This window comes from Alteromonas algae, assembly GCF_049117195.1.
Taxonomy (GTDB): domain Bacteria; phylum Pseudomonadota; class Gammaproteobacteria; order Enterobacterales; family Alteromonadaceae; genus Alteromonas.
This window is the reverse complement of record NZ_CP185260.1, coordinates 2,813,914-2,830,366: the sequence shown is the minus strand read 5'-3', so window position 1 is coordinate 2,830,366 and position 16,453 is coordinate 2,813,914. Positions and strand designations below refer to the sequence as shown.

Sequence of the window (16,453 nt, the reverse complement as noted above, 5' to 3'; positions counted from 1 at the left end):
TAGTCTCTCTTTTATGTATTCATGTGGGGTAAGTGTATGAAAACCTTTTTTGGTGCGAGTGTAGCTTCATTATTATTGTCTTCTTTTGCGTATAGCGCAGAGTTTGCAACGGGCCCGTTAATTTCAAATTATGGTAAACATGCGCCAGTCGAAGGTATTACACTGCCTGCGAACACGCAGTTTCACATTGCATTTGATGTGGCCGGTGGTGCCGACACCGGAAAAGTAAACCGAAAGTTTGACTCGCTAGCGCGTTTTTTGAATATGCACGTAGCCAATGGTGTGAAAGCTGAGAATATAAAATTAGCCTTGGTCGTTCATGGTTCCGCTACGCTCGATGTTCTCACGCATACGCATTATCAAAATAAAAAAGGAAGCAGTAATAGTAATGTCACGCTTTTGAATGAACTTATGAAGCATGGTGTACGCGTTATTGTTTGTGGTCAGTCTGCGGCGGCAAACGGCGTAACAAACGACATGGTAGTGGATGGGGTAGAAATTGCACTTTCTGCGATGACAGCCCATGCGCAATTGAGCATGAACGGTTACACCACAAACCCGTTTTAGTAATAGTCATTGGCATCGGGGATATGGGTGCCATTGCCTAAATGATGACATGGAATGAAGAGATGACACGGAATAGACCGCTTTTTAAGCATATTCGCAATCACACTGCGTTATTCAATCAATTAGCACGTTTTCGTGATGAGGCTGTTGCGGGGCTTGGTATTAGTGAGCTTGAGTTTCACAAAACACCTAAATTTATTACGCCAGAGGGCGCACGGCTTACCATAGAGCCAGAAAGAAGCATTATTGTGCCCAGCGTGCACCATTTAGAAGGGATAAAAAAACATTTGGTCAATGCCGCAAAGGGGCTTAAGTTCGTCGATAACAGTGAGATAGGTTATCGATACCCAACAGCTGCGCTTGCAGGGCTTAACGCCCCTTTTATAAAACGCATGCGCTCTGAATACTTTCATAAAGTGGATGAAGACAGGAGCATCTGTCGGCCGGTAAACTTGTCTTACGGTATAAAAAGCCGCGGCAAGGGCGATGATCGCCAAGAATATGAAGTATGGCTTCCAGAGGAAGCACCTAATCAAAACCCGTTGCCATTAATGATAAACCGCTATGGAGAAGATCTTCCTGACGACATTAGGCATTTTATAGAGCAACCCTCGCGCGTCCATGGTTGGATGGGGGTTAAGCGGGCGGCGTTTGAGGCGCTTTATCAAAATAAAGTGGCATGTGGTGACTTGATCATTTGTGTGTCAATGAGTGCTGATGCTTACAACATTGGCGCGCGTCCCGACTTGTCTTACTGCCCTATAGCAGAAAGCTCGATAGCGGTTAGTAATGCAGAGATAGAATGGGAAGTAATCGGGTATTATGCACCAAGAGCGTGGACGTTTGACCATGACATGGTGTGGCAAGCGATTAATCATACCTTAGAAGCAATCAATACCCCTTTGAACGAGGCGTTAGCGCATTGTGCAATCCCCCTTGCTGAGAGCAAGACAGAGCGAATCCTCTCTACATTGCAAGGTTTAGGCGTTAAGGGTGATGAGATAGAGGCATTAAATCTGCAGCCCTGGGAATTTATGCAAAGCGAAAGCGATAGCAGAGTGAAAGAGCACGACCCAAGTCGTTCAGTGAATTTACTTGGGCGGTTAAACCGTTTGTTTTACCAACCAGAAAAGCAACTGCCCTCGTTAAACTGGCTTCATGATTTAATTGCGTAGCGCATGTAGGGCGCTACGCAATGCTGAGTCTGCTATTGCTCTGATGAAATCAGGTGGAAGGTTTTTTGTCTGCTATCAAGGTAAGTCACACGCTTGCCATCAAAGAAGGCGTCTTCTTCCAACATGATGCGAACCTCTTTGTTCCACTCCGGAACAAACGATGCGGCATTTAATTCGATAGAGTAGGCCGTGTTTGGATACATAGGGTAATCACCTTTAACCGGCACGCCTTCTTGCGCGTCCCACATGCCAATAGTTGGCCCAGCGGCATGCCCATGCAAACCTAGCGGGTGGGTATAAATTGCAGGTTTGATACCCTCATCAATAGCTTGCTTGCGAGACATCGCTAATATCTCATTACCCGAGCGACCGGCTTTAAAGTTGTCTGTAAGGATATCTTGAAGGCGGTTAGCGTTAGCGAACGCTGCAACCAAACCGACTGGCGCCTCAGTTTCGCCTGGCTTTAGAATATAAGCATGCTGCTGTTGGTCGGTATTCAAACGCAAATAAGTAATGCCGAAATCAACATGGATAAGGTCGCCACCTTGGATAACGTTTTCTCCTGGGCGTTTGCTAAACGCCTTAATTTGGTCAAACACTTCGTTATCTGCACGTTGAATAGATACGGTAGGGTGGAACCAGTTGGTAAGCCCAAGTTCGTTACTTTTGTCACGCAACCACCACACGACATCATCGGTTGTGGTTACGCCAGGCACAACGACATCATTTGAGAATGCAGTGGCAATCAGTTCATGCCCCATTTTAGCGATAGCAGGGTAGTGTTTCATTTCAAGAGCGCTGCGTGTCTCTAACCAGCCAATCGCCAGCTTTTCGCCCGATACGACACGCTCTTTATATTTCTGCGGCAGTGCACCTAAAAAGTACGCTTGTTCCGTAGCGCTCATGCCATCGCCAAGTGCAAAAGAGGTCGATATATTAACCGCAATTTTCTTTGGGTCTCTTTTCGCAATGATGTCAGCAAGTGCTTTGAATTGATCGGGTTCTGCTTCTTTGTCCCAGGCCTTTTCAAATAAATCTGCAACGGCATAGCGGGCGACCGCCAGACGCTCAAGCGGTGCACCATTCCCTGGGTTATATATCACCAACATGGTATGGCGGCGCGCTGATAGCCATGTAGAAGGAAGCATCGTTTTAAGTACAGGGTCTTCATTGTACTCCCTTGACATTATTACCCACATATCAATGTTTTCACGTTGCATCACGCCCGGTAGAACGTGTTCAAACCGTTCAATAAGTATGTTATCTAATAATTCACTGCGCGCTTTCATCGAAAGTACATCATTGGCGAGCGTTGCAAAGCTGGTAAGAATGAGTGCCAGCGTAACGATAATTTTCATGTGTTGTCCTTATCATGAATGAATAAAAGTAATCTATCATGTTATTGGTTAAACGCTAAACGGGGTGGTTGAAAAATGAACAGTAAACGCGCAAAATGCTATATCAATTGATGTAAGTCATAGCAGGTTTTGCTGTTTTTACGTTTACTATAAGTGACGCAGTACGTAGGGATTTATGTACGTCTTTAAAAATAAACACGATCGAAGTGAAGGTGAGTTGTGCGCAAGCTGATCATTCTTTTTTTTATTTTTACTATACATTCGGCTGCCAGCCAACCCGTGGTGTGGGGAACTGACTCATGGGACAATTTCACCAATGTAGATGGTACAGGCTTTTATCATGAATTAATGAACCATATTTATGACGAAGGTCAGTATGAAATTAACGTTGAGTACCTTTCTTTTGCACGCAGTTTGCGGGCACTGAAAAATGGGAGTATCGACCTAACCGGTGCCTTACCTAAAACTAATGATTACTATCAGTCTGCACGTCCCATTTTAAGCGAAAACATTTATATGGTCGTTAAGAATGAGGCATATCCATTTTGTTGCGATACCAGCAATAAGGTAGGTGCGTATCGCTCAGGTTACAAGGAGGAAGTATTCCATGCAGCACTGCCTTATGAAGCCGAGGGCGTTGAAGTAGAGTCGGCAGAGGATGGACTTAGATTACTCAATGCAGGAAAGGTTGATTATGTCGTTGATGTACAGAGCATTCTTTTACCCTTACTCGCTAACCCCAACTATGGCGATATGAGTATGCACAGTGTGGGGTTCTACGATTTGTACTGGTCTTTTGCGCGCACAGATAAAGGTCGAAAACTAAAAATGCAGTTCGACGAAAGACTACAGCAGCTAAGAGATAGCGGTACGCTTTCACCGCTGTATAAAAAATACCAATTAACCATGCCGCGTTAGCAAAATCGCGTTCAATGTCCCATGACGTTGTTTTTCACATTTAGCAGTGCGCCTTCGGGTATACTGTGTAGAAAATTACATTGATTGGCCTGTAGTGGTCACATCGTCCATTATTCATTGTTTGTAGTCACAGTAAATGCACCCAAGAAATATACATAAACAGGGTTATCCCATCGAGGCGCTATGCCGTGTTTATCCAAGCCTTAGCCGCTTCGTTATTAATGCAAAAGGCGGAAACAAAAGTATCGACTTTTCAAACCCTCAGGCGGTTAAAGCGTTAAATGCCGCTTTACTTGTGCATTATTATGATGTGGATAATTGGGATATTCCCGAAGGCTACTTATGCCCGCCGGTACCTGGTCGGGCAGACTATATTCATGGTGTTGCTGACTTACTCGCAACGAGCAATGCGGGTAAGATCCCAATGGGAAGTGATGTTATCGGCCTCGATATTGGCACCGGGGCAAACGCTATTTACCCCATTATTGGAACGCACAGTTACCAATGGCGCTTCGTGGGAAGTGATATCGACCCTATATCTATCACGTCGGCACAAAAGATTATTCGCGGTAATGCTCGCTTAGCCAGTGCGTTTGAAGTTCGATTGCAAAAAAAGCGAGAGTGTATATTTGAACACATTATTCAGCCTAACGACCAGTATACGTTTACCATGTGTAACCCGCCTTTTCATAAATCTGCGAAAGAGGCCCATGGCGGGGCTCAGCGGAAAATAAAAAACCTAACTGTTAATAAAGCTAAGCGAAGCGGTGTTATACACAAGAAAGGCGGGCAACATACACGCCTTAACTTTGCAGGGCAGGCAAACGAGCTATGGTGTGAAGGCGGCGAGTTAGCTTTCATCCAACAAATGATAAAAGAGAGCGTTACGTTTAAGCACAATGTAGATTGGTTTACGTGTTTAGTCTCGAAATCTGCGCATTTACGGCCAATCCATACGAGTATTAATTACTACGGGGCGTCGCAGTGTCAAACCATTGAAATGGGGCAGGGGCAAAAACAAAGTCGATTCGTTGCATGGACATTTAAAACGTAATGGGCGTTGATATTGCTGCATATTTTACATAACTCGGTGTCATACACTCCAAACGGCAAAATACTTAAGTAAACTTTTCATTTTAACCACGCGTATTATTAGCCATTATGAAGTTCTTGTTTTACACAACTAACGTTGGGGGTTGCCATGTACTGTGCTGATTGTGAGTCAATAGACGACTATTTTTTTGAAGAGACAGTATTTTGGATTTTTGTACCCACCATCGAGTCTTTTGGCAAGATTGCAGGGCTCTGCGGTTCGTTGGGTTTTGAGTCTAAACAAGAAACGACACACTGTATCTCAACGCGAGTCCAAAGGGCTGATATCTCTAAATTCTTAACCTCGCTTGCGGGGGCGCTTGAAGCGCCAGAGCTAGCGGGAACTAAAGTAACAACGACAGAAGGCGATCACGACTTAGACTTGAAGACCGTAGGGCGAATGACCACATTCGGCGTGTTGATAAATCGTTTTAAAGCAAAATGGTTAGCAGACAGCGTAGAGAAAAGTCGTTATGAAACCTGGTATCAACCTATTGTTTACGCTGAAACCGCGTTGTCTGAAAACGTTCCATTTGCTCATGAAGGGCTATTTAGAATACGCGATGAAAACGACACAATAGTGCCACCAGCATTAGCTTTTCAGTTAGCGGAAAGCTCTGATTTACTGTTTTCGTTAGATTTAGTTGCAAGGCGTTCTGCCGTAGAATGCGCTGCTCGGGCTAACCTGCGCGGTAAGCTATTTATCAATTTTAATCCATCGAGTATTTACGACCCCGCCTATTGCCTGCGTGCTACTGCAGCAGCTATCAATGAGATTGGTTTAACTCCTAGTGACGTAGTGTTTGAAGTGACTGAAACGCATAAAGCGACGGATATTAACCATTTAAAGGGCATCTTAAGTTTTTATCGAACGGCGGGCTTCCAAGTTGCGCTTGACGATATCGGCTCGGGTTGGTCTGGACTTAATTTGATGCAAGCGCTACGCCCTGACTATGTGAAGATTGATATGGAATTAGTCAGAGGTGTGCACAACGACCCATACAAACAAAACATAGTGACCAATTTAATTCGAATCTCTCGCCTGAATGGTATCCAAGTTGTTGCCGAAGGGGTGGAAGTAGAAGAAGAAGCACAGTGGCTTATCGATGCAAAAGCGGATTATCTTCAAGGCTACTTGTTTGGTAGGCCTACGCCGCTTGAAGAGTCGGTTGATGAAAAGCGAAAGGACAGCATCAAGGCGTCGATGGCACCACTCGAAAAAGCAGCAAAAGAGATGAGCTAAGTGTCGGTTAGGCGACAGTGTTGATGTAGTGTGTGGCGTAGGCTTAAGCAATTGTTTACCTCAGTAATTGCCTAGAAAATTATGAAAAACTTAGAACAGCATATTAGTGAATACGCTCACTACCACCGTGATAAGCGGAACATACTTACCCATTATGTTGGCATTCCTCTTATAGTATTTGCCTTGCTTGCGCTTTTAAGCAGGCCGGCGGTAGAGGTAACGTTGCCGCTTGTGGGGCAAATTATTGTAAGTCCAGCACTGTTTGTTTGGTTAGCCGGCAATATGTTTTACCTTTTTCTGGATAGAAAGCTCGGTATTGCCATGGTTATTTTGACCGGCGCATTGCTATACGGTGCACATGCGCTAGCGCCACTTTCTATGTGGGCGTGGCTGTCGGTGTCTATCGGTATATTCATTGCGGGTTGGGTACTTCAGTTTGTCGGCCATTATTTTGAAGGCAAAAAACCTGCGTTTGTAGACGATATCATGGGGCTGGTTATTGGGCCGTTATTTGTGGTTACCGAGCTTGCCTTTGAAATAGGTCTTCGAAGCGAATTAAAAGCGAGTGTAGAGCATAACGTGGGGCCAACACGATAGTTGTTGCGTTGCTACACCTATGAAATACATCAAAAGTCGCGATAGGGGGGCGTGTTAACACCCCACTATCTGCACCCGACTATCTACAACCGACTATCTACAACTTATTGTCGTAATGACTCTGCTTTATCAAACAACAGCTATGAGCGCATTAGCGCTAGCGTAGACTTACGCAACTGTTTTTTCGACTCTGCGAACGCATGAGAAGGCAGCATTTTTAATTGTTCAGCGTACTTCATGGCGGTCTTGAGTACCTGTTCCTGAGGCACTGCAGCGTCTAAAAAGCCGGCTTCTACGGCATCATTTCCTTGATAAATTCGAGAGAAAAGAAGCGCTTCAGTCAGCTTGGTAGGCGCAAGCCTTGCTTTCGCTAATTCCATCCCAAAGCTAGGTAAAACCATGCCTATGGCCGTTTCATTCAGGCCGTACTTTGTGTCACCATCTTTACCAATACGTAAATCAGCAGCCATGAGAAAAATAGCCCCTAATGCAATGCTGTGCCCTTCGGCGGCAATAATGACTGGTAACGGGAAGCTATAAAGACGCACGATAAGATCTGCGCCTTGTTGGACTAAATTATGCTGTTTTTGCTTGTCATCATCTTTCATTACGGTTAAATCGAAGCCGCCACAAAAACGTCCTTCACCGCCATAAAGTACAACCGCTTTTGCATTTTTCTCGGCGTCGTCCAGCGCATTGTTAAACTGTTCTATTAGGGTAAAGCCTACTGCATTTACTTTTCCGTCATCAAAGGTGATAACGGAAATGTCGTTTTCAATTGTTGCGTTGAACGCCATAATCTCTTGTCCTTTATAAAGCTGCTTTTACTATTATTTCGTAAAGTGCGTATGCAAAACCACTTTTAACCTGTGATTATTCTCTATCGACATGGGTAATGTAAATGCAAAACATAGCGAACTACGAAAAGAGCATAAAAGACCAGCCTTGTTATGCGTTTTCGTTGTCGTCCATGTTGTCTACCTGTACAAGCGTAGCTAATTCGTTAACCATTCTTTTTTTGTATCGTCGCTGTCTGCGCCTCGCTTTCTGGTTGTTAGCGCGCCATTGCTCACGTTTATCAAAAACAACATTTTCTATATCGTCGACGTTATCTATTTTATCGACGTCGTTTAACGATGTACGTTTTGGCATCTACTCCTCCACCAGGCCCGTCATTAAAAATCAAAGGACTGTTGCTTGCGTCTGTATCGTTTTGACGCGGTGTTTAATGCGGTAAGATTTACTTCGTTATTCATTATTTGCTCGCAAAGGTTCACCGCTGCAAGCGCTTGCTGGTAACTAAGATGTTTATATGCAGGCGAAGGGATTTTCTCATACCAACTGCATTGGCATACCGTATCGAGTACAACGCGCTGAAAGCAATGGTCGTTGTGAATAGGCCAGTTCTTGTTACGCGCAATATCTGGAAGTACCGTTTGTGTTAAATGAAGATACTTTTTCACCAGCGTAATGTGTGTCATAAGCATTGAGCTTTATTCAAAATAATGATTGTCGAACTATCTTTTACTTTCTTTCGTACGCTGGTGGTTCACATAAATATCGTAAAGCGTGCCTTTAGTATTGGCCTCATTCCCAATAGATGGCGGGTTGTTAAAACGGGTAGTTTGCTATGCAGTTTCTCTGTATGCTAACCATGAATATCACCTACCAAATTCAAGGACGACAATGTTTTCTAAAAAAATAGCCCTATCGTTATTAGGCGTACTTGGCCTCAGTGCAAACGCACATGCCCATGATTTTATTGATGTGGCTGGGTTTCCAGGCTGGTTTAACGACGCGATGAAAAGGGAAGGGGCGTTAGATGAACGCTCTGAGTTGTCGTTACCTGAACTTGGTATTAATAGTGATGTGCTTGGCGAGCTCTCGCTTGCGGATACTGACACCGGCACCTGGTATTACACTATCGATATTGGCAGTGATGTTCCTATGGAATGCTGGGTATTTACCGAATACGATGGCACAGCAAATTCAATGCACGGCATTTCCCAGATGGGCTTAGAAAGTGCTGAGACACTGAATAAAAAAGCATTGTCTGGTCAGTTTAATTTTGCATTAGATGTCGGGGTCGTTGGGACTACGGCATATGCAGCATACGATACGCTTTACCACTTGGGAGAAGGCGATCAAAAAGTTGCAGGTTTAATGAAAGCGATGGCAGCAGAGACAAATGATAGTTTGCAGGTTTGCCTTCACAACGAATTAGGCTATCGAGAAACATTCAAGCAGGCGTTCGTCGCATTTATTCAAGCGTTTGATAATGCCAAGCCTACCAATGCGTTCTATCAAACCGCCTACGCATGGCGCATAAACGGTATACCCGTCGGTTTTTCACGTGAGTCATATGCAAAAGATGAAGACGGCGATGTCGTTATTGAATCGTCATTGTCTATGTTAGTGCCGGTTGACGCCAATTCTGTGGCTCGTACTGACAGCTTTTCCAATTCATGGAGTATGCCTGATGGCGCGTTAATTAACGGGCAACAATACACTATTGAAAACGGCGTTATGGCTTCAACGTATCGTATCGACTACAAAGATGAAAAATGGGAGGTTGCCGGTAAAATTCAAAACAAAGACATTGCTGCTACCCTTGAGCATAGCAAATGGCTTCAGTCTGAATACGGTAATTACCTTAGCATAGAAAACCTTCGTAACTCTGATGCCACCCGCGACACCTTTTTTATGTGGTCACCAGATGCTGACCCGACTTCAGCGTTAGAAGTGTCGTTAGATAAGACAGACAGTAGCAATACTTTCCAGCTTAACATGTCGCTATTTACGTTTTTATTTGAAATAGATGATAACAATGCGCCTATCTCAGGGACTATCGATTACGGCGTAATGAAAGTGACGCTTGATCAAATGGTATCAATAGGAACGCCGAAATTGCCATGAAAAGGTTAATCACTTTCTTAGTGCTTGCGTATTGCGCACAGGTTGATGCGCAAAGTTCGCCAACGTTCGCGCAGGTATCGCTTTCTACCGATATTAACGTCAGCGAGCCTTTGCCGTCTCGCGTTGTATTAACAGCGTGGTCTAAAACGCCGCAAAAGCATGCACAAGCGGTGGCGGACAATACCAATGTAACGGTACTTGACCGTGATGAACAATCGATAACGGTGGCGCTCTCAAATAATAACGCGTACCAAGGTACATTTTTACCCGCGCAGTTAGCCCCAAGCTTTGTTATAGATTTTGATGAGAAAGCCACGCAACCGTTTATCTCTGGCTTTACGCCATCGAAAGATGAAGATATTAAAGCTCAGATTGTGGAGTACGTATCGGGCTATATTACCGAACCTAGCTACGTACATGGGTTTAATTTTGCCTCTACCGTTGCGCAGCAGCGCAGTGGCGATTGCACAGAATACGCTGTACTTACCACCGCGCTCTCAAGGAGCGAAGGCATACCCGCAAAGTTGATACTGGGTATGGTTGTGGTGCAGTACCCACATGGTTTGTATGCTTACGGGCATGCATGGAGCGAAATGTGGGTAGAAGGGCAGTGGCATACTGCCGATGCAGCGTTGTACAACGATGGTGCGATAGCGACGTTTTATTTACCGTCATCTGAATTGCAAAATGAATCCATGGCATATAGTCGAACGTTGATGGAGTCGATGGCATCAATGCCCTCTAAAATAACGGCGTTTCAGCGCGGCGACGATTACCAAGAGTAATGTTCAAGCGTGTTTTGCCGCGGCTAGGCTTGAGTTTTACTATAATTCACATACACTGCGCCGAATTATTTTTCGTGTAGCGTGGCGCCGCACTGACGCCACTTTTATGCAGGGCACTTTATTAATGAAACTTGATGACATAAAAAAATTGCACCAAAAGAAATACAGAAGCCAATTTGGGTATTACTTGGTTGAAGGTGAACACCTTGTTGCAGAGCTGATTAAAGCATCGTCTATGTCTGATAGTGAGAAAGACATCACGCTTTATATTACCGAAGAGTACCTGCACTGGGTTGCTGATAATTCGGTAGCGTATAACGTGGTGGTACTTAACGTTAAGCAAATGTCGCAGATCAGTGATACCAAAACGCCTCAAGGCATTATTGCATGTGTACCGCTGCCAAGTACGCTTGATAAACCAAACGGGCGTGCGCCGTCTCGCGCGTTGTATCTGCATGAAGTTCAAGATCCAGGAAACCTAGGTACTATTCTTCGGTCAATGGCGTGGTTCGGCAATTTTCGTTTGTTGCTCAGCCCAAATAGTGTCGACCCTTTCAATAGCAAAGTGGTGCGCGCTAGTATGGGGGCTATTTTTCACGTTCCGTTAGAACTAGATGTGTCACTAGAGACACTGACAACGCGCTTCTCTCGTTTCGCTTATCTTGATATGAACGGCACGGCTATCACTGATAGTACGTTCAACGAGTTCGATTGTTATTTGTTTGGAAACGAAGCGCGTGGGGTGCCACGAGAGGCACTTGATGGGTGTAACGCGTTACCTTTCACCATAACGGGGAGCGGTGCAATCGACTCGTTAAATCTTGCAAGCGCCGTTAATATTTCGCTGTTTCAGTTATCACAGGCAACGCGCTAGCGTTACGTAACGCATAAGCAAGCCTGTAATGCTTTCGCAAATTATTGCATTGAACATTGGGTTTTCGTAAAACCAACAGCGGATTTACGCTATACTGCGCCCAATTTACTTACACTCTCACAAAGGAAGCACATCGTGGCCTTACAGTGGTTTCCAGGGCATATGCACAAAGCCCTAAAAGAAATGAAAGAGTCGTTGGCTCAAGTCGACATTCTCATTGAAGTGCTAGATGCTCGTATCCCTTATTCAAGTGAAAATCCAGAAATTGCAAAGATCCGCGGCGATAAACCGTGTATCAAAATCCTCAATAAGTTCGATTTGGCAGACCCTGAAATAACGGCGCAGTGGCAAACCCATTTAGAGTTAGAACGTGGTGTAAAAACCATTACTACGTCCAGTGACAACCCTGGTAATAGCAAACAGTTAATGGGGCTTATTCGCAGTATCTGTTCGCACAAAGATGGTCAAGGTAAAGTCATTAAAGCCATGATTACCGGCATTCCTAATGTGGGGAAATCGACCCTTATCAATATATTGGCTGAGCGTATTATTGCGAAAACAGGCAATGAACCGGCCGTTACAAAAAGCCAACAGCGTATTAATCTTGGCAGCGGTATTATTTTATTCGACACTCCTGGCGTGCTGTGGCCAAAGCTAGAAAATCCAAATTCTATTTACCGGTTGGCGTCTTCTGGTGCGGTAAAAAATACCGCCATGGAATACGACGATGTGGGTTTCTTCGCCGCCGATTATTTGATTAAAGCGTATCCTGAAGTGATGAAGGAGCGTTTTAAACTAGACACGCTACCTGATACTGAAATTGAATTCTTAGAAGCGGCGGCCAAAAACCGAGGCGCCATTATGGCCGGTGGTAGGGTTAATCTTCATAAGATATGTGAAGTGCTGCTTAAAGAGCTTCAGTCAGGCATGCTTGGTCGGGTAACGTTAGAGACGCCCGAGATGTTGGTAGAAGAAAAACGGCTAATGGAAGAAGAGGCACAAAAGAAAGCACAAGCAAAAGCCAAGCGTAAAGAGAAGTTTAAATCAGGCTCGCTTACGCCAGACAAACGCGACAGAAAAGAAAAGCGTACTGAAAAGCGTGAAGCACAAAGCCGTCGTATGAAAAAAGAAAATAAATAATGTCGACGCGTTCAGCGCGCGTCACTTATTTTTGAATGATCGGCGATGAGCCCTGTTATCTCCTCGTCGATTGCGGTAATGCTTTCCTGCAAACGCGTTTTCTCGTCTTGGTCTGTCGCATTATCACGGGCTACAGTCAATTGTTCTCGTTGCGCCTTTTTTGCCTCTAATTCAAGTTCGTGCTGTTCCGCTTGCTCTGCCTTGTCAAACGCAAGTTCTTCGGGTATTTCGTCTTTTACCGCGTCGTTTTTTATTGTTGCGCGGGTTTCAGGAATGAACGCTCTTGATGGATCGGTAATACGCTGCGCAACAACATTGGGCGAGAGTATTTCAACGCCGTTGTTATGAAGTTCGTCAAGAATGGCGGTATGTAAGCGAGATTTAGCACTTAACAAGCCTTTTATTTCAGTGAGCAGTCCAGATACCCGATAGTTAACGCTAAAATCGCCTAGCGCAGTAACTTGTACAAAGCCTTCGCTAAGCCCTGCGTGTGTTGAGGCTTGCTCTAAAAGTTGGGTAACCGTGTCATGATGTACGTCGTATCCAATAGATACATCAGCCGTAACCAGTGTGCCAGATGCGCGGATTACGGTGACGGGGTTGTTAATGAGGTAGTTATTAGCGATAGAAATTAAATCGCGCTGCTCAGTTTGAATTTCTGTATCTAATAAACCTTTCTCAGATACGCGCCCAAAGTAGTCATTACAACGGATAAAGTCCCCGGTTCTGAACGGGCGATTAAACTTTAATACCACACCCGCCATCAAGTTAGTCACAATAGTGGTCGACGAAAATGCAAGTACGCCCGATACCATAACGCCCAATAAAGCCAGCACTTGATTTCTAGAACTCTCGCTAACCGGTAAGGTGAGTATGATGGCAATGAGGCAAATAATGATTACTGCAATAAAGCTTAACTGCCTTGGTAACCTTTGGTCGGCTGTCAGCGCCTTGTTTATGCGAGTGACTAATAAGCTTGCAATGAATATGACAACGCTTGAAACCAGCAGTGTAGTGATAAAAGGATACCATTGAGGAAGCCATTGCATGCGTAAACCTTTCTTTTAAAAAATGTTGCTAGCGCGTTTAAGTAGAGTGACAAGCCTACCTGAAGCCCCCGTGCTTTGCTCTTATTTATTTTGAAAAAACAAAACCGAGAAAACGACATGGTTAAGTATGGTGCTACTTTCCATTATGGAAAGGGGTTGTTATTGTATTGGCTGATGGTATGGTTAAGGATATTGCAACACGGTGTAGATGCCTGCACATCAATAACACAATGCCCTGAATAGGGGCACAAAGAGACTTATTCATGAAAAACGTTACTACTAATAATTTTTACAATTTTACTCACTGACAGCGCCTGACGCTTATTGTTCAGGGGCTTATCGTCGCTTCTGGGCAAAATAGTAAAACGTTTTGAAAAGCCCAGAAAATACAAAAATCTGGGTTTTTTTATGCCCAAAATAAAAGGCAACATCATGAAAGAATTAACACTGGGTGACATTAGAAAACAACATCGGGTAAAACAAGAAGTGGTTGCGATGGCCCTTTGCGTAACAGCCTCTGGAGTAAGTAAGTTAGAGTCTAAACGTATCCAGGATGTTTCATTACAGCGCGCGGCAAGCTATTTAGCTGCGGTAGGCGGTAGCTTAAAAATAGAAGTCACGTTACCCGACGGCGCCACTGTAGCGGTGGGGTAGCGTTATCAATGTCTGGCCCTGTCACCTTCTTTATTACCAAACGAGGGTGTGCACATGGTGGGCATGGTGCTTGTCAACATTCACATGTATTACAGCGACAGTACGTTAGCGCTTTATATCTGCTGAGGGTCGGGTAAACTTGGCATACTAATTCGTTTGGAGAATCACCATGGCTGTTCATGAAATAACGCACCCTCTCATTGCACATAAAATTGGCTTGATGCGCCACGCAAACATAAGCAGTAAAGACTTTCGTGAGCTTGCGTCTGAAGTCGGTAACTTGTTGACATATGAAGCCTCTAGAACATTGCCTACTGAAAAAGCCCATATTGAAAGTTGGTCTGGCGATCAGGTTGAAGTGAAACAGATTAAAGGCAAAAAAATCACTATTGTACCTATCCTTCGTGCCGGACTGGGTATGTTAGACGGTGTAATGAACTTAATCCCGAACGCTAAAATAAGTGTGGTTGGGCTGTATCGTGATGAAGAAACCCTTCAGCCCGTTGCTTACTTTGACAAAGTCGTAAACAACATCGACGAACGAACTGCGTTAATTGTTGACCCCATGTTGGCCACAGGGGGGACGCTAATTGCCACTATTGATTTACTTAAAAAGAAAGGGTGCCGTAACATTATGGGGCTATTTTTGGTGGCTGCCCCTGAAGGCATTAAAGCGGTGGTCGATGCTCACCCTGATGTTGATATTTTCACTGCAGCAATAGACGAACGCCTTAATGAAAAAGGGTATATTTTACCTGGACTAGGTGATGCGGGTGACAAAATATTCGGAACCCGCTAGTGCCACTCGCGTTTTTTTATTTTTTATTAAGTAATACTTAAGATATGCCAAGTGCCGATAACAGTGACATTGCACGGTATGTTAAATTTTTGGTATTAATCGATTAAGTTAGTGTTATGATGGAAATCCGTAGTTCGTCTAGGTGCTGAGTTTTTGATTCGGCATCTGGTGAGGTGTGCGCATATCCACGTTGCGCATGAAGTAGTAGGCCATCGGCGAAAACACAATGAAAAAAGCAAAACTGACGCTTAAAGATGTAGCGCAGCAGTTGGGGGTGTCAACCGCCACCATATCAAACGCATTTAACCGTCCTGATCAGCTCTCTAAACGCCGCCGCGAAGAGATTTTAAAGGCGTGTGAATCCATAGGATATAGCGGTCCAAATAAAGCTGCACAAATACTTAGAAAAGGGCGCTCCAATATAGTCGCATTGGTGCTTGCCGATAGCATCGCTTATACAGTGAGTGATCCGGTGGCCAGTACCTTTATAAAAGGGGTGTCGACGACGCTTCAGCAGCAAGGAAAACATTTGCTTTTATATGCAGGTGACTCTCAAAGTATTCTAGATGTTGTTGATTTCGTTGATGGTTTCATCTGCTATGGTTCGCCTCGAAACCCTAAACTTGCCGACGAGCTAGCAACGCAGTCAAAGCCCGTGATTACGGTTGACTTTGATATTCAAGGGCTTCCATCTGTCAATATTGATAACGAACAAGCCGCTTATCAAATAGCGAAAAAAGCGGTGTCGCCAAGCGACCATGTTGCCATACTTGGGCTTCGCTTAATCGATTCTCCTTCAACGTGCCGTATTTATAATAGTGCGCTAGTCGATGTCAGCACGTCTATTTCGCATCGTCGTTTTCAAGGCTACACGCGCGCCCTCAATGAAAAAGGGATAAGCATTAGCAATGATTGGGTATGGCACATACCTGAAAGTGACAGGCGTTATGCTAAACAAGCTGCACAAGAAGTATTAAGCAGTAGCCCTAGGCCAAACGTTATTCTTTGCATGAGTGATATCATTGCGCTGGAATTGTTGCAGTGTGCACTTTCAATGGGGATAGATGTACCAAACGAACTGAAAATTACAGGGTTTGACGGCATAGAAGAAGCGCAACGAACACGTCCAAACCTCACCACGGTTTGTCAGTCTAGTGCTCATAAAGGCGAAATTGCAGCGAAGTCTTTGCTCAGCCAATCACCTGACAATGTTGTGTTATCGTTTGATATGATTGACGGTGAAACGGTGGTAAGCTAACCACCATTTTAGCGGTAGGGGGTAACCA

18 protein-coding genes are annotated in these 16,453 nt (G+C 44.5%); 13 read left to right on the top strand and 5 right to left on the bottom strand.

From position 1 onward, the window contains the following. Positions 1–36: 36 nt before the first annotated feature. Positions 37–567, top strand: a complete 531-nt coding sequence (locus ACOJRU_RS12725) for a DsrE family protein (RefSeq protein WP_421132111.1) — start codon at positions 37–39, stop codon at positions 565–567. Positions 568–629: 62 nt separating this feature from the next. Continuing rightward, positions 630–1,742: a hypothetical protein gene (locus tag ACOJRU_RS12720; protein WP_421134768.1), complete on the top strand. Its 1,113-nt coding sequence runs from the start codon at positions 630–632 to the stop codon at positions 1,740–1,742. Between the two features lie 32 nt (positions 1,743–1,774). On the opposite strand, the gene ACOJRU_RS12715 is transcribed toward ACOJRU_RS12720, so the two are convergent. After that, entirely contained in the window at positions 1,775–3,100 is a 1,326-nt protein-coding gene (locus tag ACOJRU_RS12715; protein WP_421132110.1) for a M24 family metallopeptidase, read from the bottom strand. Positions 3,101–3,319: 219 nt separating this feature from the next. On the opposite strand from ACOJRU_RS12715, the gene ACOJRU_RS12710 reads away from it, so the two are divergent. The 4 genes from ACOJRU_RS12710 to ACOJRU_RS12695 all read left to right on the top strand — a co-directional run bounded on the left by ACOJRU_RS12710 (position 3,320) and on the right by ACOJRU_RS12695 (position 6,950). Next, on the top strand, positions 3,320–4,018 hold the full coding sequence (locus tag ACOJRU_RS12710; protein ID WP_421132109.1) for a substrate-binding periplasmic protein: 699 nt from the start codon (positions 3,320–3,322) through the stop codon (positions 4,016–4,018). A 136-nt stretch (positions 4,019–4,154) separates the two neighbouring features. After that, on the top strand, positions 4,155–5,072 hold the full coding sequence (gene rlmF / locus ACOJRU_RS12705) for a 23S rRNA (adenine(1618)-N(6))-methyltransferase RlmF (RefSeq protein ID WP_421132108.1): 918 nt from the start codon (positions 4,155–4,157) through the stop codon (positions 5,070–5,072). A gap of 147 nt (positions 5,073–5,219) precedes the next feature. Further along, a complete protein-coding gene (locus ACOJRU_RS12700) occupies positions 5,220–6,353 on the top strand; it encodes an EAL domain-containing protein (RefSeq protein ID WP_421132107.1) in 1,134 nt (377 codons plus the stop codon). 81 nt (positions 6,354–6,434) lie between these two features. After that, positions 6,435–6,950, top strand: coding sequence for a DUF962 domain-containing protein (locus ACOJRU_RS12695; RefSeq protein ID WP_421132106.1), 516 nt, complete (start codon positions 6,435–6,437; stop codon positions 6,948–6,950). Positions 6,951–7,090: 140 nt separating this feature from the next. Here ACOJRU_RS12695 and ACOJRU_RS12690 read toward each other — a convergent pair whose 3' ends face one another. From ACOJRU_RS12690 to ACOJRU_RS12680, 3 genes are all read right to left on the bottom strand, one after another. Beyond that, on the bottom strand, positions 7,091–7,747 hold the full coding sequence (locus ACOJRU_RS12690) for a crotonase/enoyl-CoA hydratase family protein (protein WP_421132105.1): 657 nt from the start codon (positions 7,745–7,747) through the stop codon (positions 7,091–7,093). Between the two features lie 151 nt (positions 7,748–7,898). Then, on the bottom strand, positions 7,899–8,102 hold the full coding sequence (locus ACOJRU_RS12685; RefSeq protein WP_421132104.1) for a hypothetical protein: 204 nt from the start codon (positions 8,100–8,102) through the stop codon (positions 7,899–7,901). 23 nt (positions 8,103–8,125) lie between these two features. Beyond that, the gene (locus tag ACOJRU_RS12680; RefSeq protein ID WP_421132103.1) at positions 8,126–8,431 is read right to left on the bottom strand and encodes a hypothetical protein; all 306 of its coding nucleotides are present in this window, start codon (positions 8,429–8,431) and stop codon (positions 8,126–8,128) included. 205 nt (positions 8,432–8,636) lie between these two features. On the opposite strand from ACOJRU_RS12680, the gene ACOJRU_RS12675 reads away from it, so the two are divergent. The 4 genes from ACOJRU_RS12675 (at position 8,637) to ylqF (ending at position 12,665) form a co-directional block, all read left to right on the top strand. After that, positions 8,637–9,866, top strand: a complete 1,230-nt coding sequence (locus ACOJRU_RS12675; protein WP_421132102.1) for a hypothetical protein — start codon at positions 8,637–8,639, stop codon at positions 9,864–9,866. Next, positions 9,863–10,651 (top strand): transglutaminase-like domain-containing protein, encoded by a 789-nt coding sequence (locus ACOJRU_RS12670; protein ID WP_421132101.1) that lies wholly within the window; start codon positions 9,863–9,865, stop codon positions 10,649–10,651. Before ACOJRU_RS12675 ends, ACOJRU_RS12670 begins: the two co-directional genes overlap by 4 nt. Positions 10,652–10,775: 124 nt before the next feature. Further along, on the top strand, positions 10,776–11,525 hold the full coding sequence (locus tag ACOJRU_RS12665; RefSeq protein ID WP_421132100.1) for a TrmH family RNA methyltransferase: 750 nt from the start codon (positions 10,776–10,778) through the stop codon (positions 11,523–11,525). A gap of 135 nt (positions 11,526–11,660) precedes the next feature. After that, positions 11,661–12,665 carry a ribosome biogenesis GTPase YlqF gene (ylqF, locus tag ACOJRU_RS12660; protein ID WP_421132099.1) on the top strand — a complete coding sequence of 335 codons (1,005 nt, stop codon included), beginning with the start codon at positions 11,661–11,663 and terminating at the stop codon, positions 12,663–12,665. A gap of 11 nt (positions 12,666–12,676) precedes the next feature. Here ylqF and ACOJRU_RS12655 read toward each other — a convergent pair whose 3' ends face one another. Then, positions 12,677–13,714 (bottom strand): mechanosensitive ion channel family protein, encoded by a 1,038-nt coding sequence (locus tag ACOJRU_RS12655; protein ID WP_421132098.1) that lies wholly within the window; start codon positions 13,712–13,714, stop codon positions 12,677–12,679. Positions 13,715–14,146: 432 nt separating this feature from the next. Between ACOJRU_RS12655 and ACOJRU_RS12650 the strand changes: the two genes are divergently transcribed. From ACOJRU_RS12650 to ACOJRU_RS12640, 3 genes are all read left to right on the top strand, one after another. Beyond that, a complete protein-coding gene (locus tag ACOJRU_RS12650; protein ID WP_421132097.1) occupies positions 14,147–14,368 on the top strand; it encodes a DNA-binding protein in 222 nt (73 codons plus the stop codon). 169 nt (positions 14,369–14,537) lie between these two features. Next, complete coding sequence (upp, locus tag ACOJRU_RS12645) at positions 14,538–15,167, top strand: uracil phosphoribosyltransferase (RefSeq protein ID WP_421132096.1); 630 nt, start codon at positions 14,538–14,540, stop codon at positions 15,165–15,167. Between the two features lie 226 nt (positions 15,168–15,393). Further along, positions 15,394–16,425 (top strand): LacI family DNA-binding transcriptional regulator, encoded by a 1,032-nt coding sequence (locus tag ACOJRU_RS12640; RefSeq protein WP_421132095.1) that lies wholly within the window; start codon positions 15,394–15,396, stop codon positions 16,423–16,425. Positions 16,426–16,453: the final 28 nt, after the last annotated feature.